The organism is Candidatus Paracaedibacteraceae bacterium (assembly GCA_019636055.1).
Classification (GTDB): Bacteria; Pseudomonadota; Alphaproteobacteria; order Paracaedibacterales; family Paracaedibacteraceae; genus Paracaedibacter.
This window is the reverse complement of record JAHBYH010000002.1, coordinates 44,072-68,601: the sequence shown is the minus strand read 5'-3', so window position 1 is coordinate 68,601 and position 24,530 is coordinate 44,072. Positions and strand designations below refer to the sequence as shown.

Genomic DNA, 24,530 nt, shown 5'->3' with positions numbered 1-24,530 from the left:
AAGTGAGCTTTGTTTCACTATACGCACTTACGGGTGTGTTGTCGACGGTTATGCTTGATTGCACTAAAGATGTTCAGAGAATTTTTTAGTGTCAACTAAGATGAGTATAATGAGGCCGCCCTCACTATAATATCATACACGCATCACTCCACATTCATAACTGCACTATCTGCCGGCTTATCCTCAATAATAAACCCCATATGGATCAATACCTTTTTAACCCCATCACGTATGATCCGGGCATTTTCATCCCGCGTTGGATTAGCCGTAAAGTAATCTTTCCACCAGTTTTCATTATTTTGATCAATCATCCCATTACCATGAAGATACTGTACCAATAGTCCTGCATTAAACGGTCTGAACTGTTGATTTGACCTGATTTTGGCTTTGACAAACTGCAACAATTTGCCCCAGCCTTCTTGTGTAAAGTTTATCTTATCTGATCGCAATGGATTGGCCGTGAACCAAGGTTGCCACCATCCGTCTAGCAATTGTTTGTCGGCCAAATGAACCGGCACTTGACGACGCCCTACGGTTTCCTCTCCCATGATCGCCTCTGGCTTGACAAGACCCTCGTTGATCACAAAATGTCCCCAGAATTTCCCATTAATAGGCCTGTCTGCACGAAGTTGAGTAAACCTTTGCCCTGATTCTTGAATACGTTGGAGTTGTTGTTCTGATAATTTTATGATTTGTTTTCTGGCCTCAAGCTGTCTTTGTGCTTGCACATACCTTAAATCATCGGCTATCTGGATCTTGTCCATAACCCAATTCACCAGCATATCCGGTGTCACTAAATCATAATAAACCTTCAATACATTGGTGGGATTCCTGTCAAACGGATCTCTTCCAAAAGTTCCTATACGTTCTGTATAATCAATGACAGATAATAACCCGAGTTTGTCTTTGAGTTGGTCTCGATAGGAACTGATCAAGTGAACATTCTGTGTGTTTTCTGCGGCCCTAGCCAGGATCGCAATTGAAAACCAATGATTTTTATTGGTCGCCAGGATGTTTTTGACGGCACTTGCAAAATCAGAGGCAACCAGATGTCCTTGAGCCAAAGCAAAGGCCACCGCGTTGATCCCCTCACTTTGCCCTGTTGGACAATGGAATAATCCGTTGACCAATTGATAGAACAGAGCCATTTTCGTATCCGGATCAGTCGATTTTTCGATATGATCAAAGATATAGGTTAAGGCAACCTTAGTCTGGCCAATCTTATCCTCATACATCGGCCAACCGGACACATCGTCTTGCTCTAAGGGAACGCCGTATAGGGTGCGCAAATATCCGGTGAGCCGGGGAACGATGAATTTCCAGACTTTATTTCATAGATTGAGCATTTCTGGTATCACTGGCATAGTCATTGGCCAAGGTTTCATATTCCATGTAGGCGGGCTTAGTCGGATCGGTAAAGTTAAGGCTGGTCAGGATTAGAGTAAGTTTTTGCAGAATCTCATGGATGTCAAAGACATGATCTACTGTAATATCGGGCAGACGATTTTGGGTGAATGTATCACGATTGATACGGATAGGCTGTTGGTCCAAGGCTGTATAAACTTCAGTCTCGGTTGTGGTCGATGGCATGACCTGAAGAGCCTTTGGGGTAGATAATCCCCGCACTCGATCACCAAAATGCCGCAAAATTTCCTGACGCCCCCATTGATCCGGACTTGGGCCAGTGAGGAGGAGGTTGGGGAGATTTTCCATGTATAGTTCAGTTAAGGTGTGTATATCACTCAGGGTTGCAGGTACGCTTGTCAATGGATTGCTGATGAGAGTTAGTGTGTGTAACCGTGTGAGGTTGGCAATCTCAGGAGGCATACTCGTCAGTTGGTTGCGGGAGAGGGCGAGCGTTCGCAATTGTGTGAGGTTGCTGATCCACTCCGGCACTTGTCTTAGATGATTGTCGGAGAGAGTGAGCCATTGGAGCCGTGTGAGGTTGCCGATCGAATCGGGTACTTGTCTAAGATGGTTATTGGATAGATAGAGTGTTTTTAACCATCTCATTTCACTTATTTTTAGGAGAATCCTATTTTTTTCATCTGCAGATTTTTGTTTAAACTTATCTTGTAAATTTAGATCATCCCGGTCTAATATCTTCTGTCTATCCAATGGAACTCCATTCCCCAATAACTGCTGCAGCTCATCTATAAGCTTGTTTTTTTCTTCAGAACTTAGCTCAACATAGGTTGGTCGTTCAATATCCATAGCAGCAGGGTCAGCCGCAGAACCAGCGCCTTGCATTGCCATTGATGATCCCCCCATGGCAAGTAAGATAAGTAATGTCGATGTGATCTTGTTCATAAGAAATCCCGCAGAGAAGAATCCATATCAGTTAGTATAGGGATAATTGGTCAACATAGGGTTAAGGGTATCAATAAAAGTCTACTCGAAATCACCTCTTTTTTCGGGAGGGTTACTTTCCGATAATACTCCCTTACCCAGTTCAATCAGCGTTTGGCGTAGCTTTGGATCATGAATATCGCTGGTCATGGATTCAAGTTGAGCTAGGGTTGCTGCGTCAACTATTGGTATGGGTTGTTTTTTCTTTTGTCGAGGGGTAACTTTGCCATTTTTGATCAGGAGTTTGTCGACGGCTTTGTAGCCGAAATACTGATTAATTTTTTCAACGATCAAAGGTTCTAAGTGCGATAATTCTAGGGCAAAAGCGCTGGATGTTTTAAGGGTTAGGCGCCCCCCGGTCCGGCGTTCATGGGGAAAGATTATTTTCTCAGGCTGACAGAACTCGGCGAATTTTTCACCGACAATAAGGTTCCAGTCCAACAGAATAGACGCGCGAATAAACCCCTGTTTTTGAGCTAAGGGGGTTGTTATTTTTGCAAGGATATGCCTAAGGTTTTTCATGGTATTTTTGACTCATCACACTTATAATACCACTTATATCATTATTTTAATTAGTTAACCATGATCGTTTTAGGAATTGAGACCAGTTGTGATGAAACCGCCGCCGCCCTTGTGAGTGACGATAAACGAATTTTATCCAATGTTATTCATGCTCAAATAGATGCCCATCAACCGTATGGGGGGGTTGTTCCTGAAATTGCAGCAAGGAATCATTTAGCTCATCTTAACTTGGTTGTAACAAAAGCTTTGGATGATGCTAACTTAACACTGCTTGATGTCGATGCGATTGCTGTCACGGCAGGCCCGGGATTAATTGGGGGGGTCATGGTCGGTGTTATGGCTGCTAAAGCTATGGCTGCATCTCTGGGCAAACCATTTGTCGCTGTGAATCATCTAGAGGGGCATGCTCTGACAGCGCGATTAACGAATGATGTGGCATTCCCGTTTTTGCTTATGTTGATGTCTGGTGGGCATTGTCAAATTTTGGTGGTCAAGGGACTCGGGGATTATACTGTTTTAGGTAAAACTATTGATGATGCAGCTGGTGAAGCTTTTGATAAGGTCGCAAAATCCTTGGATCTTGATTATCCTGGTGGACCACAGGTTGAGTTGTTCGCAAAGACAGGAAATGCAAAGCGGTTTGTCTTGCCTCGCCCTTTGAAAGGGCGAGAGGGATGTGATTTTTCTTTTGCAGGGTTAAAAACGGCTGCGCGAAATATTATATTGGCAGGCGAGATAGAAAATGATCAGGATAAATCTGACTTGTGTGCTGGATTCCAAGAGGCTGTTAAAGATTGCCTAGTTGATCGTCTTAAGCATGCGCTTGATATGGTTGATATTGATTTTAAGGCTGTTGTTCTTGCTGGTGGGGTTGCTGCGAATGAGTATTTAAGGGCAGCCTTGACAGCTCTTTGCCATGAGAATGGCAAGGAATTTATTGCGCCCCCCTTGAAATTGTGTACAGATAATGCTGTTATGATTGCGTGGGCAGGGATAGAACGTCTTAATTTGGGGCAAAAGTCTGACTTAAATTTCCAACCTCGACCACGATGGCCATTGGCGGATTTAAAGGGTTAGTTCGATGCTTGAAAAAAAACACGTTGTTGTCGTCGGAGCAGGTGCTTTTGGGAGTGCTTTGGCATTGAGTGCGCTGAAGGCAGGACAAAAAGTTACCCTCTATGCCCGTCGCCAAGAACAAGTTGATACCCTCAAACTTAAGCGGTTTAATGATCGTTACTTACCAGATATACCATTGCCGGAAACATTAAATATAACCGCAGATTTATCTGTTCTAAAAACGGCTGATATCCTATTGCTGGTCACGCCAGCCCAGCAAACAGATCAAATTATTGAGGATTTAAAGCCATTTTTAAAATCGTCAACACCAATTGTTATTTGCGCGAAGGGAATTCATCGCGGGGAAAAATCTTTATTATCCGGGATTGTGCGGCGGCGTGTGGCTAATCCTGTCGCTGTGTTGTCGGGCCCTTCTTTTGCCGATGAGTTAGCTAGAGGCATGCCGACAGCAGTGATGATTGCGAGTCAAGATATTGAGGAGGCTGAATCTATCGCAAAAACGTTGCGCCATGGAACGCTGCGCTGTTACGCAAGCTCTGATATTATTGGGGTTCAAGCAGCTGGCGCTTGTAAAAACGTGATTGCCATTTCTAGCGGCATTGTAGACGGGCTCGGTATGGGGTGTAATGCTCGGGCGGCCTTGTTGTCACGCGGGCTTGCGGAAATGACGCGATTAGGGATTGCTTTGGGGGGAGATAAAGAAACGTTCCTAGGTTTGGCTGGGGTAGGTGACTTATTTTTGACGGCAACCAGTGAGAAGTCGCGTAATTACTCATTTGGTTTGCAATTGGGACGGGGACAATCTATGGATGAGATTTTATCCCGTAGGCACTCGGTTACCGAAGGGGTTGTGACAACAGCTGCTATTTATGATATTGCGAAAAAATTAAACGTTTATGCACCGTTAACGCAAGCAGTCTATAGAGTTTTGCATGAACATGAGACAATTGAATCTGTCATTGTTGATGTTCTGTCGCGTCAGTCTGAAAGGGAATTTTAATGGCATATTGGTTGGTTAAAACAGAGCCGTCAACATGGTCATGGCAAGATCAAAAAGAAAAAAAAGTGACGCATTGGGATGGTGTTCGTAATTATCAGGCGTCTAATAACATGAAAGCTATGAAGGTTGGAGACCTGTGTTTTTTCTATCATTCCGTGAGTGAACGTCGAATTGTTGGGATTGTTCGGGTATGTCGGGAATATTATCCAGATCATACAGATGAGACAGGTCGTTTTGGGATGGTGGATGTGGAATACTATGCGGATATGCCGATTCCAATTTCTCTTGAACAAATTAAACTTGTTCCTGAGTTATCAGATTTAGCTTTGATTCGCCAGTCGCGGTTGTCGGTTATGCCCATTGATGAGGGGGCTTGGAACTTGTTATGTGACATGGGTAGCTATAAACAATGATTCAGACTATTGCAAGATGGGTTTTAGCAGGGGTTGGGCCTATTGCTTTGTTTATGCCAAAAGGGATGTATATCCCGTTAGTGATTGTTTCGGGTTTAGGGGTTTTTGACCATAAATTTAAGGAAATTCGCCACCTTGTAACGCCACTTTGGTTGAGTTTTTTTGGTCTTGTTCTGTGGATGGGGTTGTCTTGCATGTGGTCAATAAATCCACGTATTTCCTTGTTAACTTTGAAGAAAGTTATTCCGATTCTGGCTTGTGCACCTTTGTTTTTCCTATATTTAAAGTCTTTAAGTCATCTTGAGTTGGATCGTCACCTCAGTTGTTTTTTTAGGGGAATGTGGGTTTGTGTCGGAATACTAGTCCTCGACTATTTTATGGATTATCCCCTTATTGATATAATCCATACGAATCGATCCGCAACCTATTCCAGATTTATGACAACCGTGTGTCTTGGGATTTGGTTGTTTGAATTAACGCAACGTTATCCTAAATATCCTGTTGTTTTCATTCTGTTGTCGATTGTAACGTCAGCCTGGGTTATGTGGTCTTATGATTTTGATGCGGGGCCCGTTGCGCTTGTCTTGGGGTGTCTTGTTGTTATTTTGACAATGATGCTGCCAAAACTGACAAATCGCTTTTTGTCAATGGTTGTTGGTCTTGCTCCTACTTGTCTGGCGTTTCTGATCGGATTCTTGATGACATCGGACCACTGGCAAAAAATTGCTGTGCACCCTGAATCAAGCTCTTCGCAACAACGTTTAGAAATGATAGATTGGGCTTCTAAGAAATTTATAAAAACGCCTGTCTTTGGTTTTGGTATTGGCCAAACACCCGAATTAAGTATTATCTCTCCAATCCATAATTATGTGACTAGGGACGGTGAGTTTCAATCAATAACCATTTTTAAGAGCGGTGTTCAGCATCTTCATAACGGGTTATTACAAATCTTGTTGGAACTTGGCGTTGTCGGATCTTTATTGTTGGGCTTGTTTTTTTTCTTTACTGTACGACAAGGGTTTCAGCGTATTCCCGATAATCGTTCTTTGGCACTGATGCACGGATACGTCACTTCGTTGCTTTTTATTGTGTCTGTTAGTTTTGGGATCTGGCAAATTTGGTGGTTATCCGTCATAATAATGATAACAGTAATGTTTTCACTTAGGGTTTCGGATGAAAAACCAAATTCAGTCACTTCTAGTTAAATGGCGTGATATAGCCGATCAATTTGCGGCAGTTCTTTCACCACTTAGTTTTTCAATTAAAACGGTTTTTGTTTTTATTTTATCGTGTTTGGTTTTTTATGATTTTGATTTGACCGGCTTTTCTTCGAGCTACTTATCAAAAACATTTCTAATTTTGGGTTTAGTGGCCGTTGGGGTTAGTTTATTCCTTCACACTAAAAACCATGTTGTTCTTATTCTTGAGGCTTATGCTGACATCGAGTTTTGGAAAATTATGGGGACTTTTATTGTTTTTTTCCCGCTCATGTTATTAGGTGGACAACGGGAAATGGTGCATTGGTTGACGCCCGTTTATTCAACTATAGCTATGCTAATATGGGCAAAGCGCAACAAACTACGTAACCTTAGAATCCAACGTCCAACGGCTGTTAATTATTATCAGTTGTGGCAGCAGATTCGTCCGAAATGGCCAGAGGTTAAGCCCAATGCTCAGGACATCATTCCCTTGCCTGATAAATTTGATGCCGTGTTGATTTCGGGGGCGGGGACTCCCGTTGGACAGCGGTTATTAGGGGTAATGGTTAGTAATCCCCCCAAGAAATTGGTTTTGATTGACTCATCTGAATCTAATATTGCAATGATGCAGGCTTGGGTTAAACGGTTTATGCCTAAAAGTCAGGTTGTTTTCGCCTTAAGCTCAAGTTTAGCTGCTGAAGACTTAAAAAGTTTCTTTAAAACATATGCTATAAAGTATGTTTTTGATGTGGATCGGTGCTATACGTTTTCTCATTTACAGGGTGGACAGAAAAGTTTTCTCTTAAGAAATTTGACCTTTCCTAGACTATTGATTGACCAAGGTGTGGCGAGTAAAGCTAAATTCATTGTATCGTTATCAGCGGTTCCTTTGTACGATGATGAAGCCTTAGAAACAGCGCAATCTGTTCTTGAATGTTATGCTCAGCGATTAGACTCAGAAAAAACGCGTGTCCTAGTTTTGCGTCATCGCGCTCCGGCTGATGGTTTAGAAATCATCCCTAATTTGATGTCCCATTTTTGGGGGTATGATAAATCTAATCTTTTATTGTCGCCAACATTAGATGTATCAAAAACGATTTTGACAATGATGTCTCAGTTCCAAGAAAATCCTTCGCATTTTGGTGCTGTTTGGGCTTTGACGCATGTATGCGAATTTAAAAAAGTCACACTTCAGCGTGAGATTCAAGCATCAGATAGCCTAGAGGAGATTGCATCAAAAATAAGCGCATCGATTAAGAAGATTAAACCCAAGATTCAGGATTCAGAAAATCTTTTTCCGACGAGCCAAGAGGGGGCTGCAATTGTTGCAGACTGTCCCATTATTGAAACAGACTTTGATCAATGCTTTCAAGATATTGAAGTTTTGTTGAAGGAACGCCCTGAACAAGGACAGAAAAAAAGAGCTTAAAGAATTCGTATGAAACAAAAAAGGATTAAACTCTCAACGTTGATTGAGTCTGAAGTTGCCTCGGGCTTAGCAATTATTTTGACTTTTATGGTCGCTCTTATTATGGCGAATATCCGCGTTACATCTGACTTTTATCAAGATATTATCTTCTTGCCTGTGACGGTACAGTTTGGGCGTTTTAGTTTTGAGGCAACGATTCTTCAGATTGTCAATGATGGGTTAATGACGCTTTTCTTTCTGTTTATTGGAATGGAATTAAAGTATCAGTTAGTCTGCGGTGACTATCGTGACAGAAAAGCACTGATCATCCCTGCTTTTGCGGCTATTGGCGGGATTGTTATGCCGGCCTTAGTCTATTTATTTTTCAATGGCGGGCAAGATTCTGCTAAAGGATGGGCGATTCCGATTGCAACGGATACAGCCTTTATGTTGGGGCTTGTTTCCTTATTTGGAACGGCGATATCAAGCAGAGTGAGAGCCTTTATCCTTAGTTTTTCTCTGATTGATGATGCGCTGGCTCTTCTTATTTTGGCTGTATTCTATACGACAAATATTAATTTTGCAGCTTTATTTCTGTCTATGGGAATCGTTCTTGTTTTATTGTTTTTGAATTTCCAGGGCGTTCAACGTAACTCGGTTTATCTTATTTTGGGGGGATTCTTGTGGTTATTCATGGTAGAGTCCGGATGCCATGGAACGTTAAGTGGTGCTATTTTAGCCTTAATCTTGCCTGTTATGACAGGGGATAAAGTTAGTCCCTCATTTCATCGGCTTGAAAAAATTTTGCGCCCACTGGTTTGTTTTGTTGTTCTGCCCTGCTTTGTTTTTATTAACTCGGGGATAGACCTTGACGCAATCTCAATGAGGGTGCTTGCAACACCTATTTCATTGGGAATTATTGGGGGATTGGTAATCGGCAAGCCTTTGGGATTATTTGGGTTTTCATGGATTGCGGTTAAACTGAAGTTGGGACGTTTACCAAATCAAATTAACTGGTCTTTGCTTTATGCGATTTCTGTTTTAGGGGGAATCGGTTTTACCTTAAGTTTATTTATTGGCGACTTAACATTTGAGGCTTTTGAACCTAATTATGCCATGCGAGTTGGTGTGATTATTGGATCTATGCTATCAGCTGTTTATGGCTGTCTATGCTTATTTCTTATCAAGCACAAATGGCGTAATGATTAGTTAATTTATAATCGTCTTTGCTGCCGTTATAGATCGTGTATAGTGCCGGAACTGAGGGCTTTTATATTTGCTGTAATTTTATCGATAGGCCAATCCCACCATTTGATTTCCAGTAATTTTTCAATCGTTTCTGGGGCAAAGCGATAGCGTATAATCTGAGCCGGATTCCCACCGACAATGGCATAAGGGGAAACGTCCTTTGTGACAACAGCATTGGTTGCAATGATTGCCCCATCTCCCACTTTAATACCCTGCATAAATGTTGCTGAATTGCCAATCCAAACATCATTGCCGATCACCGTATCCCCTTTGAAAGGGGGATCCATAGATGCTTGGGTCCAGTCATGACCAAAGACTTTGAACGGATAGCATGAAATGCCGTTCATGGCATGATTAGATCCATTCATAATAAAGCGCACACCTGTGGCAATTTGACAAAACTTGCCAATAATTAAGTTGTCGTTGATGAAATCAAAGAAATAAAGAATATTTTTTTCAAAGTTTTCCACGCCATCCGGGTCATCGTAATAGGTGAAGTCCCCAATTTGAATTTGTGGGTGATTAATAATGTTTTTTAAAAAACAAGTCCGCTTGATGCCATTAATCGGGTATGTTTCGTTGGGGTTGGGATTATTGGACATGGGGCACTCCTTGACTTGAAGGTATCGAGCGTGACTTTAATCGTCAAGGAGTATTTTCTTAACTCGAATATTTAACGGAACATCCATAGGATTGTGTTTGACTCTCTGTCACAGGTTTGTCGGCTAAAAGCTCATCTAAAGCTTCGGATACATAGTTCTTGGCTGCTTGGATATCATCAACGAGGACTGTTGGCTGATTATCAATTGCCCCCATATAAGCAAGTTTTCCCTCTTTATTAATGACAAACATATGTGGAGTTGTTTTGGCGCCGTAAGCACGTCCCATGGCGCCATCAGGATCTAAAAGCATATGCGTTGCAGCAGATCCCTTTTCTTTCATGGTTGTATTCGCTGTCTCATTCGTTAGATGTCCTTGTTGTCCTGGGGCAGACGAGTTGACTGAGATCCAGACAACACCTTTGTCTGTGTACTTCTTTTGAAGGTCTTGCATATTTTTTGATGTATAGTGCTTTTTGACAAATGGGCAATCAAAATTTGTCCATTCCAGAACAACAAGCTTACCCTTTAGGTCTTGGAGTTTGACGTCTTTACCATTGGTATCTTTTGCATCAAAACCGGGAGCAGTCTCGCCAATTTTGATGGTACTATTGATGTCGGGTGTTTTTGTGCTTTTTGCCGCATCGGCTGAGCTAAAACCAAAGGCAATTAAGGCTGCTAAAATGTATGTTTTCATCATTTCCCTCCCTTTGTAAGTGCATGAACAATAATACTTTCTGTCAGTAGTTGTGGTAAGATAACGGCGTCCCCTTGAGGTGGGTAATAAACATAGAGCGGAACACCACTACGACTAAAGCTCTTTAGGTAATCCGTAATCTCCGGGTCTTGGTTTGTCCAATCTGCTTCTAACAAGGTTATGTCTTGATTTTGGAAAGTCAACTGCATGGCTGGTGATTTCAAGGCAAACTCATTGGCTTTACAGGTAATACACCACGCTGCAGTTGCATAGACAAAGACGGGACGGCCTTGTGCGCGCAATTCTTGCAAGCGTTGGCGTGAGAATTTTTCTATTTGAATTAATTCAACGGGTGGTTTGACATAGGCCATTGGGCTGAGGGTTAGGGTGGTTAGAAACAGACCTAATAGGATTTTGACAGGCAGGAGTCGTTGTCTAAATCGTCCCCAGAACCAGAGGCTAAAGGCCATGAAGACAAGTCCAATAAGACATGCAATTAGACCTCGAGATCCTGATTGTTGTACTAGAACCCATAGCAACCATGCGACAGTTAAGTACATCGGAAAAGCCATGAACTCCTTAAACGTTTCCATCCAACGCCCTGGTTTCGGCAGGAGGCGTAGCGTTACCGGGATCAGGCTGATCAATAAATAGGGGGTGGCAAATCCTAACCCTAGAGCTAAAAAGACAAGAATGATAATTAAGGTGGATTGTCCCAAAGCATAGCCGATTGCGACACCCATAAAGGGGGCTGTACAAGGTGTGGCGACTAAAACTGCTAATACACCGATCCAGAAACTGGACCATGGGTTTTTACCGTCATCAATTGTGGCTTGGGATGATCCAAATAAAGCGGGTAAATAAGTAAGACCTGATAGAATGAGACCAACAAAAAATAGAAGGTAAGCCATGAATGCTATGAAATACGGATTTTGCATTTGAAATCCCCAGCCAACACTTTCGCCGGATGCTTTCAATGTAATCAAAATGCTGGCCATGGACACAAAAGATCCAAGGACACCAAGAGTATACAGCAACCCTTGTTTGCGGATAAAGCCACGGTGACTCTTAGCTTTGCTGGCAATGGATACAGCCTTCAAGGACAAGACAGGAAAGACGCACGGCATCGCATTGAGGACCAGCCCTCCTAAAAAGGCAAATAAAAGGATTCCCCACAACGTTCCTGCTAGCCCTTCATCAATCGGTGCGACGTGAACTTTCCCAAAGTATAATTGGTAGGCTTTGATTTCTTTGCTATCCGCATCGGTAATTTTGACAAGGCCTGTAATTCGGTCCGGGGCTGAAAAATCTTTGAGCATGGAAATGATCAGGCGATTATCTTTTATGACCCAATGTTGTTTTGACCCATTTTTGATTGTACCTTTTCCTTCAGGATAAAACGATACATCGCTGATTTTTTTGTCTACTAACAATCCGTCTGGTAAGTAAAATTCAATATTTTCACCATTGAGTCGGTATTCACCAAATTGATTGGGTTTGTTGGGAAGTTCTGCCACAAGTTCATCAACAAGGGCTTTGTGGCTTGTGTAGAGGAGGTCATTTTCTGTTGATTTGGCAACGGTGATAGCAAGCGACGCATTTTCCGGGATACATGTTTCTTCACAAACAAGCCAATCAGCTTTCACCTTTATAGCATAGGTTTCCCCGGTTAAATCTTTGGGTGGGGTAATTTGGACTAAATGAAAGGATTCATTGGAATAACCAAAGGACACAACAGGACCAAGCGTCAATGTTTCCGGCGGTAACCATTGGATAGGGGATGCGGAAAACCCTTCGGGAAGATCCCACGTTAATATGGTTTCCATACCTGAATCGCCGGGATTTTTCCAATAAGTGTGCCAGCCTGGTTTCATGGTAATTTTAAAGACAACCCAGAACGGAACTTCAGGCTTGATGGTTTCAACTTCACTCATCAATTCAACTTGAGTATGTTCCAATGTTGCCTGAGATGCTGAAAGGGATTGGACAATCGTGGCTACAAAGAAAACGAGAGAAACGATCCAGCGCATGATGAGACCTAATGGCAATATTAATCCTAGACCCATTAAAGCATAAAATTTTTCAATAAAACAAGGGAGATTTGGTAGCGAAGGAGGGACTTGAACCCCCGACACGCGGATTATGATTCCGCTGCTCTAACCAACTGAGCTACTTCGCCACTTAACGCTGATTCTTACAATCTGGTTGTAAAGACAATATAACGATAAACAGGGGGCTTGTCAAAAAAAATGTTAGGGAGGGCTGCTCATGGCTTATCCATGAAAATAATTTTTTTCATCTTAGGGCAATGCCCTAATTTCTCAGAAGAAAAGTCTGAAATTCTAGGCAGCGACGAGTTTAGCTGTAACAGGGTCAAAAGGAACTGGCTAGTGCATGACATCATCAATAAAACAGGTCACAGTTGTACGCCCATTCCATGTATCAGCCTTAAGTGTTCCGGCCACTTGAATCGATTTATTATTGCGCGATAAGATTGCATCGCCGAGTGGTGTTCCTAAAGCCCGAAATGCCATCGCCTTAAGGCGCGTTCCATCTTCCCCTTCTAAGGAGCAGCGAATATGATTAATCCCTACAGGTTCGGCATATGTTACGCGTGCTTTATGGATACAGAATTTGGGTGTTGGGTTACCATTGCCAAACGGTTCTAACATTTTAAGTTCACGAATTAACTCAAGTGTTGCCCCGGATGGCGTTAAAATACCATCAACCTCAAGAACAGGATCCACATTTGCGACTTGTAGACGCAACTGGTCACACAGGAACGTGTAAAAGGCATCGAACTGATTCCTCATGACAGTAAATCCGGCTGCCATAGCATGACCACCACCGGCTGCCAATATACCTTGATGGGTTGCAACGTGCATCGCAGTGCCTAAATTAACACCTGTAATGGAGCGTCCGGAACCTTTGCCAATATCACCATCAAATCCGACGACACAGGTTGGTTTGTTGTACCGTTCTTTAAGGCGTCCTGCCACAATGCCAATTACTCCCGGATGCCAACCATCTTGTCCAACCAGAATTACAGGATGTCGATCGAGTCCACGCGATTCAACTTGAGTCATCGCTTCTTCTAACACTAAACTTTCGATCGCTTGACGTTCTTTATTATAAAGATCCAAATCCCGTGCTAATTGCTGAGCTTCTAATACATCATTTGTTGATAACAAGCGTGATCCATACTCAGCACAGCCAACACGACCGCCCGCATTAATACGCGGTCCAATTAAAAACCCTAAATGATAGGCAGACGGCGTATCATCGAGACCGGCCACATCACTCAAAGCGCGCAACCCGGGATTTCCGCGTCGCGCCATAACCTTAAGGCCTTGGGAAACAAAGGCGCGATTGAGGCCTGTCAGCTGCATTACATCACAAACAGTTCCTAAGGCTACAAGATCCAAGTATTGACGCAAATCAGGCTCAGTTTGTCCTTCAAACCATCCTTCTTGGCGAAGACGGCGATGCAACGCCACCATAAAGACAAAACTTAAGCCCGCAGCACATAAATGCGTCAAAGGACTATTTTCGTCTAATCGATTAGGATTAATCACAGCCGTTGCTACAGGCAACGATGCCTGAGACATATGATGGTCAATGACAATCACATCCATTCCTAAGTTCTTCGCTTCTTGCAATGGCTCAAAGGCAGTCGTTCCGCAATCTACCATCAGCAACGTTGTGGTGCCTTCTTTGGCTAATTGTTCCATAGCCGGAATGGTTGGGCCGTATCCTTCTTCGATTCGCTGAGGAATGTAAACCCGTAGTGATGCCCCAATATCATCGAAATAGCGACGTAATATTGCCGTTGCAGTGGCACCGTCTACATCATAGTCACCAAACACAGCAATTGTTTCTTTGGATTTTAAGGCTGTAATAACACGGTTCACCCCAGCATCTAAATCCTTTAAATGGGAGGGGTCCGGCATTAAATCCCGTAGAGTCGGCTGCAAAAACTGTCCGGCCGTCTCAAATGTTAGGCCACGGCGCAGCAAAATTGAGGCAGATAAAGTTCCAATCCCATGGTTTTGCGCTAATTGCAAAGCTAACCTTGGATCAACCTCATCGTGAACCCAACGACGGCCCGAAATTGATTTTTGCTCCTCAAACAGAGTTTCTGCTTTCGGCTCTTGTTTGCGTATAGCTGTCATTTCGTTGCCATTTTATAGTTTTGTTCAGCTAATTTTTCTGCTTCTAAACGGTCTGCATCGAGTTGATGCTTTTTTTGATCAATGTCCCTAGAACTCATCGTTTTTGGTCGGTCAGGTACATCAATAAGCTTTGGAAATCCGCCTTCAATTGTAGTGTATTTTTCATCGTCCAACGGATCACTGCAACTTTGTAAAACAAAACCGAGCAATGTTATTGGTAAAATTTTAGTAAAATGTGTTAATATATTATTAAGCATCTGTCGTTACAGTAGAAATATGACCCTTTAGAAGTAAGTGTACCATGTCAGCGCAAAAGAATGAATCACCTTTAGAACTTTATCAAGAAATGAATCGTGAGTGGCAAGAAATCTGGTCCAAAATTCTTGAAAAGAATCAACAAAGTTGGATGGATTTTTGGCAACAAGATCAAAAAAAAACATCTAAAGGAATTGTTACGATTTTCGATCCTGAAGTTGTTCAAGACACCATGGCAAAGGCTGCCAAGAAGCTATCGGAACGACCGGATCAGATCATCGAACTTCAAAAAGAACATTTGCGTGACGTTATGGCAATTGTAAATGAAGTATCCCAACAACTCCGCGGACAAGAAGCCCATCCGATTATCGAAGTAGACCCACGCGACAAACGGTTTAAAAATGAAATTTGGCAGAAAAATCCAGCTTTCTTTTTCATGCAGCAACTCTATCTAATTAACGCGAAACTTCTGCGTAATGTCATCGAGCAAATCGATGGACTTGACCCGCAAACTTATGGAAAGCTTGAGTTTTACACACGTCAAATCATTGATGCGATGTCACCGACTAACTTTCCGCTGACCAATCCGGATGTGATCCAAGAAACCTATGAATCCAAAGGTGAAAACCTGATCCAAGGATTCAAAAATTTTCTCAAAGATACAGCGACAGGTTCATTTAATATTAAAATGACGGATATGGAAGCCTTACAGCTTGGCCGTGATATCGCAACGTCTCCCGGAAAAGTTATCTATCGCAATCGTTATTTAGAGCTGATTCAATACGCACCAACCACAAAAACTGTTTATGAAAAACCTATTTTCATTATTCCCCCATGGATCAATAAGTTTTACGTTTTTGATTTAAAACCTGAAAATTCGTTTATCAAATGGGCAGTTGATCAAGGATTCACCTTGTTCATGGTTTCTTGGGCGAATCCAGACAAATGGCATGCTGATAAGACCTTATCGAATTATGTCTTAGATGGTGTTAATGAAGCTTTGAACTTTCTTCTAAAGTACACAAAACGCGATACAATCAATGCCATCGGATATTGTACAGGTGGTGTTTTACTAAACAGTCTTTTGACCTACTTAAAGGCTAAAGGTAAAAAGCCCTTTGATGCGGCAACCATTATTGCAGCCCCCATCGATTTCAAAGAAGCGGGCGATCTGCTGGTTTACGTTTGTGAACAGCAACTTAAAAAACTCGAAGCTCACGTAAAGAAAAAGGGATACCTAGAAGGCAACGCCATGGTACAATCCTTTAATTTGCTACGATCCAATGACCTCATTTGGTCTTTTTATGTGAACAATTACCTGATGGGTAAAGAGCCTATGCCCTTTGACATGTTGCATTGGAATGGCGATGCTGTCCGTATGCCGGCTACTATGCACACCCAATTTTTACGGGACATGTATTTGGACAACAAACTGATTCAACCGGGTGGCATCAAAGTTAAAGATGTTCCTGTTGATCTGACAACCATCGATTTACCTATGTTTGTCATGGCAGCTCTCGATGATCATATTGCTCCATGGAAAGCCGTCTACCCCTTGACCCAAGCAGTCAAACATGCTGAGAAATTTGTTTTATCGGGATCTGGCCATGTGGCTGGGGTCTTTAACCACCCGGCAAAAAACAAATATTATTTTATGGAAGCTGACAAATTTTATAAAACAGCCGAAGAATGGCTGGAACATGCTGAAAAACACACAGGATCTTGGTGGCCAACATGGAAATCATGGATGGAACAATATGCTGGCAAAAAAGTACCTGCTCCTAAAATTGCAAAAAAGGACATTATTGCCGAGGCACCGGGTGATTATGTCAAAGATCAGGGATTGGAGTAGTCATTTGATTTGACTTTGTTCCTGCTAGGTTCAAACGGCCAAAAAATTGTTGGGAATCCGCTTGATCTGTATGATGAACCTGCGCGATACTGGGAACATCAATCCGGAGATCATCGTGCTCAACAATTTTACTTCATTCTTAGACCAAGCGGGTTTGCGCAATTATACTGTTACTTTTTTGGCTGGCGATGCCTCACCTCGAAAATACTATCGGATTGCAACTTCCAATAATACCTATGTCCTGATGGATAGTCCTCTTCTTGAGAGCAATGACCATTTTACAGCAATCTCTGAGACGTTGAATACAGCAGGATTTTCCGCCCCTAAAGTTCTCTTCCGAACCAGTGAGTTGTTGCTCCTTGAGGATCTGGGGGATTGTACGTTTACGTTCATGCTTAAGCATCACCCTGAACAACGGGATGACCTTTATCGTTTGGCAACACAAACAACCCTTGAACTAAGTACAAAACTTACAGATCAACCGCAATCTGTTCCTTTTTATACGCTTGAAAAATTCTTGGAGGGCGTGACAACTTTTCTCGATTGGTATTATCCGGAAACTCAAGGGCACCAAGCCTCCCAGTCTGCCAGACAATCATTCTTAGAATTATGGACCCATCTATACCACGAGTTTCAGGCACTCCCACAAGGTATCATGTTACGGGATTTTCATGTCGATAATCTGATTTATTTAGAAAACCGCCCTGATACCCAAGCCTGTGGTCTCTTAGATTTTCAAGATGCCTGTTGGGGTCCTGCTGTCTATGACTTTCTCTCTCTGGTTGACGACGTTCGTCTCGATTTACCTGATCTATTGATTGATCAATGTTGGGCACACTATCTAAGGGCGTTTCCAACACTTAATAAATCCTTAGCCCAAAAATTAAGTGTGAGTCGTTTGACACGAATCCTTGGTGTATTTGTTCGTCTTGCTAAACGAGACGGAAAACCTCATTATCTAAATCATATTCCTCGAATATGGAAAATTATGGAACGTAACTTCCAAAATCCTGATTTGGTAGATATTAAAGGATGGTTTGCGTCAAACATCACTTCCTCTCAAGGGGAAAGGTGTGTAAATCAAGCAATGATTCTTGCAGCCGGGATGGGAAAGCGACTGCAGCCCCTTACATTAACGACTCCAAAACCATTAATTAAGCTAAAAGGAAAACCCTTAATCCAATATGCCTTAGATCGCCTTAAATCAATGACTAAGATCGTTGTCAATACGCACTATTTGGCTGATCAAATTCATACATATCTAGCGAATAAAAACGTTATTATCTCCCACGAAAACTCTCTCCTAGAAACAGGAGGGGGCGTTTTAAATGCTCTACACCATTTCAGGCAAGATCCAATTCTATGCCTAAATTCCGACATATGGTGGCAAGAAAATCAAGGTAATATTCTAGAAGAATTAATGTCGACTTGGGATGATGCCTTCATGGATGTCCTGTTGGTTTTAGTTCAAAAGGAAAATACCCTAAATTTTGCGGGGCTCGGTGATTTTACGTGGGATGGCAAAACATTAACGCCGGCATTCAGAGAAAATGATACAGCCCCCTATGTTTATACGGGTATTCAAATACTCCATCCACGCGCCTTTTTAGATGAAAAATTTAGAGCTTTTTCTTTGGTGGAAATTTACAAAAAAGCAGCTAAACAAAATCGATTAAAAGCAATTATCCTAAATGGTAAGTGGTCTGACATTGGAACACCTCAAGCATTGGAAAAATTACAAGAAATGGATTTGTCTCATTATTTTCTCGAGGAGGAAAAATGAAGCATGCCGTCTTTACCATTCCATTTGGCGAATCTTTTCTTGAAAAGCTTGCTGACGGTATTGTTGAACGATTTGGCCACGATCCCTTATTGCTTGCTAAATCAGTAATCATCCTTCCGACACGACGGGGTTGCTTAGGGCTCAAAGAGGCATTCCAATCCAGAAAAATCTCACAAGCTTTACCTCGAATTATAGCCTTGGCTGATCTTGAACAAGATCCGATACTCCCCGGATTTGTTGCAGAACCACTTCCCCCCAGCATGCCATCAACGCAACAACTGGGGTTATTGACGCAGTTAGTTCTTAATTATTTGTCAACCCATCAACATAAACCGTCGCTCAATTCTGCTCTTAATTTATCGCAAGAATTGTTGAGTTTAATTGATGAAATCCATACCTCAGACGTTCCCTTAGATCAACTCCAGAACCTTGTGTCAGATCGCTATGCCCAACACTGGCAACAGACTCTTGATTTTCTGAAAATCATTACGGAATTTTGGCCGAGAATCTTGACTGATCATGGTATGATTGATAGCGCCCGACGCAAACGCGATAACCTTCGGCTCTTAGCAAACCAGTGGCGCCCCACTTATCCTGTCATTTTAGCCGGAACCACTGCAACCCGTCCGGCAACACGGGATCTTGCCAAAGCAATCTATAATTTTGAGATGGGATTAATTGTCTTGCCGGGCTATGATCCACGCGAAGATGATGTCCCCTCAACGCACCCACTTTATACCTTACAAAGTTTTGTCAGGTATTTAGGTAGCCCCCAAATTCAACCATGGGTTAAAATGTCAGCGGTCACAGGACGTGGCAAACTCCTGATGCAAGCAATGGAACCCTCTTTCTCACCACCACCTCCCCTATCACAAGAGGAGCGGCAACAAATTTTATCATTGACTGCGATGATTGAGTGCAGAGACACAGATCAAGAAGCGTTAGTTATTGCTCTTAAAATTAGACAATCTTTGGCTGACGGCCTTGAGTCTATTGTTGTTATCACTCCTGACATGGGTTTAACGCGTCGACTTCAAGTCCATTTGAAACGCTGGAATATTATCGCCAACACATCGCAAGGTACCCCCTTAAATCAAACTGTTGTTGGACGATTTCTATCTTTATTAGCACGCTTTGTAGCATCGCCTGAGCCACGAACACTCTTGGCCTTATTAAAGCATCCTTTATGCTATCGCGGAGAATTCCGCTCAGACCACCTTACTCACGTTCGCGCTCTTGACTTAAGATTGCGACGACTACGACAACCAAATCTGTATAGTAGTTCCTTTTTAAAAGAAGATCAGCAACTTTGGTATGATGAGTTTTTGCAGCACGTGAATCTGAAGGCAATGCCTGCGACATTTAAAGCTCACCTGATCCATCTGGTCCAAACCGCAGAAAATTTGTGCTCTCCAGAACAGTTATGGTCAAAAGCCGATGGTCAAGCCGCCGAAGATTTTTTGACAAAGCTTGAACCTTATACAGATTTTTACCCAAATCTGTCTAAGCGAGATTTTGCAGATCTTATTACAAAACTTATGGCTCAATCCCAAGTTCACAATCAACAAGGAATTGGAAGCCCTGTCAGAATCTTGGGCGCTCTTGAAGCACGTCAAGCGTATGCTCCCTTGATGATTTTAGGGGGATTGAATGAAGGCACCTGGCCTCAGCCACCATCCAATGACCCGTGGTTGAATCGCCAAATGCGTTTGGATTGGGGGCTTCCTGATCCCTTGCGTCGACTGGGTCTTGCCGCCCATGACTTTTGTCTTGGGTTTTCAGCCCCTGACGTCATGATAACACGCGCCCAAAAACAATCCGGATCAGCAACTATCCCTAGTCGTTGGTGGTTGCGTCTACAGACTATGCTTGATAGTCATAAGCTGGACCTGACCAAAGATCAACATCTTTTAGATTGGGCGCGCACTATTGATCAACCAACTACTTATACGGCTGCACCAGAGCCTACCCCAACACCGCCTCTGGATGTCAGACCAACACATCTGTCAACAACAGACATCGAGCAATTAATGCGCGATCCGTATGGGTATTATGCTCGACGTATTTTGAACTTGCGTAAGCTTGATCGTCCTGATGAAGAGCTAAGCCCACGAGATCTGGGAAATTTGATTCACGAAAGTTTAGATCTATATCATAGACGTCATCCTGACACGATTAACTACGATCAGTTAATTGTCTGTGGTCACGAAGTATTTTCCCCTTATCTTCAGGATGCCCATGTCCAACATTTTTGGTGGCCAAGGTTTGTCCGAATTGCAGGTTGGTTGATTGACCAATGGCAATCCCGCTCAATGTGGCAGAGCGTTACAGAAATCGAGGGTATCCTTGAGATCGGACAACTTGCGACCATAAAATCCATTGCTGATCGTATCGATTACACAGGATCGGCAGCGATTATATTGGATTACAAAACAGGAAGTGCTTTACCATCAAAAGCAGATATATCAGCTGGGTTGTCGCCTCAATTAACAGTGGAATCTATTCTCCTTGAAGGCGGTGCTTTTCAATCCATTGGAGCAAAAGAAACCCAAGAGCTTGAATATTGGCATTTAACGGGGAATGAGGCTGGCGGCAATATCGAGCAGATCAAAGATCTGCGCACCAAAATTGAGGAAGCTCAAGAAGGTCTTCATGCCCTTTTGACTCATTTTATAACAAAAACCTCACCCTATTTGTGTGGCCCTTGGGGCGAGAAAAAAATAAAAAATCGCGATTATCTACAGCTATCTCGGTATGAGGAATGGAATTCATGACAGCAGCTTGTGCCAATCCTAGTTATCCTCAAAAACTTGCAGCCTCACCAACCGTTAGCGCATGGGTGAGTGCCTCAGCCGGGACAGGAAAAACCAAAGTTTTAACAGATCGATTATTGAACTTGATGTTATCCGGTTATGATCCTGGCAAGATTCTGTGTCTCACCTTTACGAAAGCTGCTGCTGCTGAAATGCAAACACGCCTCTTTCAGCGGTTAGGGGCATGGATTCAGATGACAGAGGATGAGCTACGGACTAGTCTTTCTGACCTGTGGGAAGGAGATATCACACCTGTCCTCATGAATCGAGCGCAATCTTTGTTCACGGAATTACTGGATCTGCCCGGTGGCATTAAAATTCAAACGATTCACGGATTCTGCCAATCTGTCTTAGGACGATTCCCACTCGAAGCCAAGATTCCGGCCCAATTCTCAATTATTGACGATACTCAGGCGAGCCAAATTTTGCGTCGAACAACAGCAAAAACTTTGAACGAAAAAGCATCCGAACATGGTGAGTTGTTTGAGCTTATGGCTACGCACTACAAAGACCAATCATTTACCTCTGCTTTGAGCAGTATTTTGTCGAATCGCGATGGTCTCAGACAAATCAGTTGTGTCTCCATGGCTGATTACGTCAACCAATTACAGCAAGTTTTTGAGCTTACCTCAGTTGATCTCTCGAAAAAAAATGCTGACTTTGACTTGACTCTACGAGCTTGTCAAGAATCAGCCTTTGACCGTAGAGCTCTCTTATCTTGTCTTCAGGAAAAACCCAATGAGATTTTGGAACAATGGTTAGCCTCAACCCCAGAAAATCGCGTTGCACAACTAAAGGATTACACATCTCTTTTTCTGACAAAAGAGGGTGCTATTTCCAAACGACCAAAAGTCAAAAATGACCTAGAAGCTGAGAGATTATGGCGATTAGTTGATACCCGAAAACGCCTTGAGATTGCTCAAAAATCCTTAATTCTTTATATTCTTGCAACCAGTATTTATTCAGCCTATCAATACCATAAATTAGCGGCAGGCGCTCTTGATTATGATGATTTAATTGATACAACCATCAACCTTTTGACGGATCCTGACTTGGCAGCTTGGGTGCTCTATAAACTGGATGGCGGAATTGATCATATCCTGATTGATGAAGCACAGGATACGAACCCAGCACAGTGGCGTGTGGTCCAAACCTTAACACAAGATTTTTTCCGACCAGATCGCCCTGATCGTACCCTCTTTGTGGTGGGGGATTCTAAGCAATCGATCTATAGCTTTCAAGGCGCCAACCCCAAAGATTTTATTGAGCTGCGTCATTATTTTGCTGAGCAGAGCCAAGCCATTGGACAAACGTGGCGCAACGTTGACTTGAACGTTTCATTCCGATCCACCCCCGAAGTTCTTGCTATTGTTGATCGTATTTTTACTAGCGATGCCCTAAAACATCAGGTATTGGCCGAAGATAATCTCGTTCACACACCATTTCGACATAACCATCAAGGAAAAATCCATCTCCTGCCATCTATTCTAAAGGATGAATCCCATGAGAATCCGAATCTAGAGCCTTGGACTCTGCCAACGGAACGCCGCCAACCTAACAGTGTTGATCAAGACTGTGCTGAAAAACTGGCCCACCAGATTGCAGCAATGCTCGCTGCTCAAGAAATTTTACCCTCAACGAAAAAACCAATCCAACCTCGCGATATTTTAGTCCTTGTGCGACAACGCTCCGTATTTTTGAAACACTTGATTCGTCATCTGAAAAAACTTAATGTCCCCGTTGCAGGGGCAGATCGATTGATTTTAACAGATCATCTTGCTATTCAAGACCTATTAAGTCTCGGGCAATTTCTACTTCAGCCTCAAGATGATTTGTCTTTAGCTTCTGTCTTAACCAGCCCCCTTATTGGGTTAACTCAGGAGCAGTTGATGACTCTCAGTGTGGGACGCCAAGAAAATCTGTGGTCAGCTCTCATTCATCAAGGACATACCCCCATTTATGGACCAGCCTATCACTGGCTCAAAACTATTATGGATCAAACGGATTATTTAACCCCGTTTGATCTTTATTCTTTTGTTCTATATCAACAGAATGGAAAGAAAAATATTCTTGGCCGCCTTGGGCATGAAGCTGAAGATGTTCTCTCATCTTTTATGGAGGTCTTGGCTAATTTTGATCGCACCCTTCCCCCAAGCCTTGAGTTAGTCATTGGCGAATTGATGGCGCAAGATTACGAGCTTAAACGCGATAGCGCAGACAGCCTGCACAATGAGGTCCGGATGATGACAATTCACGGATCCAAAGGATTACAAGCGCCTGTTGTAATTCTGGTGGAAAAGTTTTCAGCTACCAGTCCTTGTGACCCTGTTTTATGGTCTCTCGATCGTGATGTACCATTGCTTCTTGCTTGCCCGCCAAAAGAGGACGACACTGATCTAACACGCGCCCTTAAGCAAAACCAAGTCCATGCAGATAATGCTGAAGACAAGCGCCTACTTTATGTAGCCTTAACGCGTCCTCAAGACCATTTATATGTGTGTGGGTATGGTGCAAAAGAGAAGGAGTCATCCTGGTATAATCTTCTTGCGGGTAATGGTGTTGAGTTTCTGCCTTGGCAAACGGCGACAGTTTTAAAGTCAGAACAATCTAAGGTGATTGACTTGCCTGACTATCTCTTACAGCCAGTTGATTTAAGTGCTACCCTCAAATCATCCGTCGAAAAAGAGCTGAAAACAGCGTTTGCTCATCGCGGGATCATTATCCACAAGCTTCTCGAGGTTCTACCTGATTTACCATTAATCCAATGGCCAACCGCGGCACAACGTCTGTGTCAGACACTAATCCAAAATCAATCTTTGATTGAAGATTGTTGTCAAACCGCTCTGAAAACTCTCAATCGTTCAGATTTACAGGTATTTTTTGGTGGGGATTCAATTGCTGAATTCGAAGTGATGACGTCAGACGGACAGCTTTACCGTCTGGATCGGATTGTTTTAGGTGATACCATTAAAATCTTGGACTATAAATCAAGTCCTATGCCCCCTGATAAAATCCCACAGGACATTCGAGACCAACTTGAAACCTATAAACAGTGTTTAAAATCTCTTTACCCTAATCGCCCTATTGAGTGTTTTGTCCTGTGGACCACAACTGGACAATTGGTTCGGGTTTGAATACCTGTC

At 42.8% G+C, this 24,530-nt stretch carries 18 protein-coding genes and 1 tRNA gene; 10 read left to right on the top strand and 9 right to left on the bottom strand.

Annotated elements, in window-relative coordinates:
* Positions 1-143: 143 nt before the first annotated feature.
* The 3 genes from KF820_03770 to KF820_03760 all read right to left on the bottom strand — a co-directional run bounded on the left by KF820_03770 (position 144) and on the right by KF820_03760 (position 2,871).
* Entirely contained in the window at positions 144-1,289 is a 1,146-nt protein-coding gene (locus KF820_03770; GenBank protein ID MBX3457463.1) for a hypothetical protein, read from the bottom strand.
* A gap of 37 nt (positions 1,290-1,326) precedes the next feature.
* Positions 1,327-2,310, bottom strand: coding sequence for a leucine-rich repeat domain-containing protein (locus KF820_03765; GenBank protein MBX3457462.1), 984 nt, complete (start codon positions 2,308-2,310; stop codon positions 1,327-1,329).
* 81 nt (positions 2,311-2,391) lie between these two features.
* Positions 2,392-2,871 (bottom strand): DUF721 domain-containing protein, encoded by a 480-nt coding sequence (locus tag KF820_03760; protein MBX3457461.1) that lies wholly within the window; start codon positions 2,869-2,871, stop codon positions 2,392-2,394.
* Between the two features lie 60 nt (positions 2,872-2,931).
* Here KF820_03760 and tsaD point away from each other — a divergent pair, with 60 nt between their 5' ends.
* Genes tsaD through nhaA form a run of 6 tightly spaced genes read left to right on the top strand, consistent with a single transcriptional unit; the run spans position 2,932 to position 9,177 of the window.
* Positions 2,932-3,948 carry a tRNA (adenosine(37)-N6)-threonylcarbamoyltransferase complex transferase subunit TsaD gene (gene tsaD / locus KF820_03755; GenBank protein MBX3457460.1) on the top strand — a complete coding sequence of 339 codons (1,017 nt, stop codon included), beginning with the start codon at positions 2,932-2,934 and terminating at the stop codon, positions 3,946-3,948.
* A 4-nt stretch (positions 3,949-3,952) separates the two neighbouring features.
* Complete coding sequence (locus KF820_03750; protein ID MBX3457459.1) at positions 3,953-4,948, top strand: NAD(P)-dependent glycerol-3-phosphate dehydrogenase; 996 nt, start codon at positions 3,953-3,955, stop codon at positions 4,946-4,948.
* The gene (locus KF820_03745; protein MBX3457458.1) at positions 4,948-5,361 is read left to right on the top strand and encodes an EVE domain-containing protein; all 414 of its coding nucleotides are present in this window, start codon (positions 4,948-4,950) and stop codon (positions 5,359-5,361) included. Before KF820_03750 ends, KF820_03745 begins: the two co-directional genes overlap by 1 nt.
* Positions 5,358-6,566 carry an O-antigen ligase family protein gene (locus KF820_03740; GenBank protein MBX3457457.1) on the top strand — a complete coding sequence of 403 codons (1,209 nt, stop codon included), beginning with the start codon at positions 5,358-5,360 and terminating at the stop codon, positions 6,564-6,566. Before KF820_03745 ends, KF820_03740 begins: the two co-directional genes overlap by 4 nt.
* Positions 6,535-7,989 carry a polysaccharide biosynthesis protein gene (locus KF820_03735; protein ID MBX3457456.1) on the top strand — a complete coding sequence of 485 codons (1,455 nt, stop codon included), beginning with the start codon at positions 6,535-6,537 and terminating at the stop codon, positions 7,987-7,989. Before KF820_03740 ends, KF820_03735 begins: the two co-directional genes overlap by 32 nt.
* A 9-nt stretch (positions 7,990-7,998) precedes the next feature.
* On the top strand, positions 7,999-9,177 hold the full coding sequence (gene nhaA / locus KF820_03730) for a Na+/H+ antiporter NhaA (protein ID MBX3457455.1): 1,179 nt from the start codon (positions 7,999-8,001) through the stop codon (positions 9,175-9,177).
* 26 nt (positions 9,178-9,203) lie between these two features.
* Here nhaA and KF820_03725 read toward each other — a convergent pair whose 3' ends face one another.
* From KF820_03725 to KF820_03700, 6 genes are all read right to left on the bottom strand, one after another.
* Entirely contained in the window at positions 9,204-9,818 is a 615-nt protein-coding gene (locus KF820_03725) for a CatB-related O-acetyltransferase (protein MBX3457454.1), read from the bottom strand.
* Between the two features lie 58 nt (positions 9,819-9,876).
* Positions 9,877-10,512 (bottom strand): thioredoxin family protein, encoded by a 636-nt coding sequence (locus KF820_03720; GenBank protein MBX3457453.1) that lies wholly within the window; start codon positions 10,510-10,512, stop codon positions 9,877-9,879.
* Positions 10,512-12,542 carry a thioredoxin family protein gene (locus tag KF820_03715; protein MBX3457452.1) on the bottom strand — a complete coding sequence of 677 codons (2,031 nt, stop codon included), beginning with the start codon at positions 12,540-12,542 and terminating at the stop codon, positions 10,512-10,514. The genes KF820_03720 and KF820_03715 overlap by 1 nt, the downstream gene beginning before the upstream one ends.
* 72 nt (positions 12,543-12,614) lie before the next feature.
* Positions 12,615-12,691: transfer RNA gene (locus KF820_03710), tRNA-Met, on the bottom strand.
* A gap of 208 nt (positions 12,692-12,899) precedes the next feature.
* Positions 12,900-14,684: a single-stranded-DNA-specific exonuclease RecJ gene (recJ, locus tag KF820_03705; GenBank protein MBX3457451.1), complete on the bottom strand. Its 1,785-nt coding sequence runs from the start codon at positions 14,682-14,684 to the stop codon at positions 12,900-12,902.
* Positions 14,681-14,941, bottom strand: coding sequence for a hypothetical protein (locus tag KF820_03700; GenBank protein MBX3457450.1), 261 nt, complete (start codon positions 14,939-14,941; stop codon positions 14,681-14,683). Before KF820_03700 ends, recJ begins: the two co-directional genes overlap by 4 nt.
* A 44-nt stretch (positions 14,942-14,985) precedes the next feature.
* Here KF820_03700 and phaC point away from each other — a divergent pair, with 44 nt between their 5' ends.
* The 4 genes from phaC (at position 14,986) to KF820_03680 (ending at position 24,521) form a co-directional block, all read left to right on the top strand.
* Complete coding sequence (gene phaC, locus KF820_03695) at positions 14,986-16,791, top strand: class I poly(R)-hydroxyalkanoic acid synthase (GenBank protein MBX3457449.1); 1,806 nt, start codon at positions 14,986-14,988, stop codon at positions 16,789-16,791.
* A 115-nt stretch (positions 16,792-16,906) separates the two neighbouring features.
* A complete protein-coding gene (locus KF820_03690; GenBank protein MBX3457448.1) occupies positions 16,907-18,574 on the top strand; it encodes a phosphotransferase in 1,668 nt (555 codons plus the stop codon).
* The gene (locus KF820_03685) at positions 18,571-21,348 is read left to right on the top strand and encodes a PD-(D/E)XK nuclease family protein (GenBank protein ID MBX3457447.1); all 2,778 of its coding nucleotides are present in this window, start codon (positions 18,571-18,573) and stop codon (positions 21,346-21,348) included. The genes KF820_03690 and KF820_03685 overlap by 4 nt, the downstream gene beginning before the upstream one ends.
* Entirely contained in the window at positions 21,345-24,521 is a 3,177-nt protein-coding gene (locus KF820_03680) for a UvrD-helicase domain-containing protein (protein ID MBX3457446.1), read from the top strand. Before KF820_03685 ends, KF820_03680 begins: the two co-directional genes overlap by 4 nt.
* Positions 24,522-24,530: the final 9 nt, after the last annotated feature.

What these genes read in the sequence shown, in the direction of transcription:
- KF820_03765 (MBX3457462.1), bottom strand. Translation starts at nt 2,310, where the DNA reads ATGAACAAGATCACATCGACATTACTTATCTTACTTGCCATGGGGGGA.
- KF820_03760 (MBX3457461.1), bottom strand. Translation starts at nt 2,871, where the DNA reads ATGAAAAACCTTAGGCATATCCTTGCAAAAATAACAACCCCCTTAGCT.
- tsaD (MBX3457460.1), top strand. Translation starts at nt 2,932, where the DNA reads ATGATCGTTTTAGGAATTGAGACCAGTTGTGATGAAACCGCCGCCGCC.
- KF820_03750 (MBX3457459.1), top strand. Translation starts at nt 3,953, where the DNA reads ATGCTTGAAAAAAAACACGTTGTTGTCGTCGGAGCAGGTGCTTTTGGG.
- KF820_03745 (MBX3457458.1), top strand. Translation starts at nt 4,948, where the DNA reads ATGGCATATTGGTTGGTTAAAACAGAGCCGTCAACATGGTCATGGCAA.
- KF820_03740 (MBX3457457.1), top strand. Translation starts at nt 5,358, where the DNA reads ATGATTCAGACTATTGCAAGATGGGTTTTAGCAGGGGTTGGGCCTATT.
- KF820_03735 (MBX3457456.1), top strand. Translation starts at nt 6,535, where the DNA reads ATGAAAAACCAAATTCAGTCACTTCTAGTTAAATGGCGTGATATAGCC.
- nhaA (MBX3457455.1), top strand. Translation starts at nt 7,999, where the DNA reads ATGAAACAAAAAAGGATTAAACTCTCAACGTTGATTGAGTCTGAAGTT.
- KF820_03725 (MBX3457454.1), bottom strand. Translation starts at nt 9,818, where the DNA reads ATGTCCAATAATCCCAACCCCAACGAAACATACCCGATTAATGGCATC.
- KF820_03720 (MBX3457453.1), bottom strand. Translation starts at nt 10,512, where the DNA reads ATGAAAACATACATTTTAGCAGCCTTAATTGCCTTTGGTTTTAGCTCA.
- KF820_03715 (MBX3457452.1), bottom strand. Translation starts at nt 12,542, where the DNA reads ATGCGCTGGATCGTTTCTCTCGTTTTCTTTGTAGCCACGATTGTCCAA.
- recJ (MBX3457451.1), bottom strand. Translation starts at nt 14,684, where the DNA reads ATGACAGCTATACGCAAACAAGAGCCGAAAGCAGAAACTCTGTTTGAG.
- KF820_03700 (MBX3457450.1), bottom strand. Translation starts at nt 14,941, where the DNA reads ATGCTTAATAATATATTAACACATTTTACTAAAATTTTACCAATAACA.
- phaC (MBX3457449.1), top strand. Translation starts at nt 14,986, where the DNA reads ATGTCAGCGCAAAAGAATGAATCACCTTTAGAACTTTATCAAGAAATG.
- KF820_03685 (MBX3457447.1), top strand. Translation starts at nt 18,571, where the DNA reads ATGAAGCATGCCGTCTTTACCATTCCATTTGGCGAATCTTTTCTTGAA.
- KF820_03680 (MBX3457446.1), top strand. Translation starts at nt 21,345, where the DNA reads ATGACAGCAGCTTGTGCCAATCCTAGTTATCCTCAAAAACTTGCAGCC.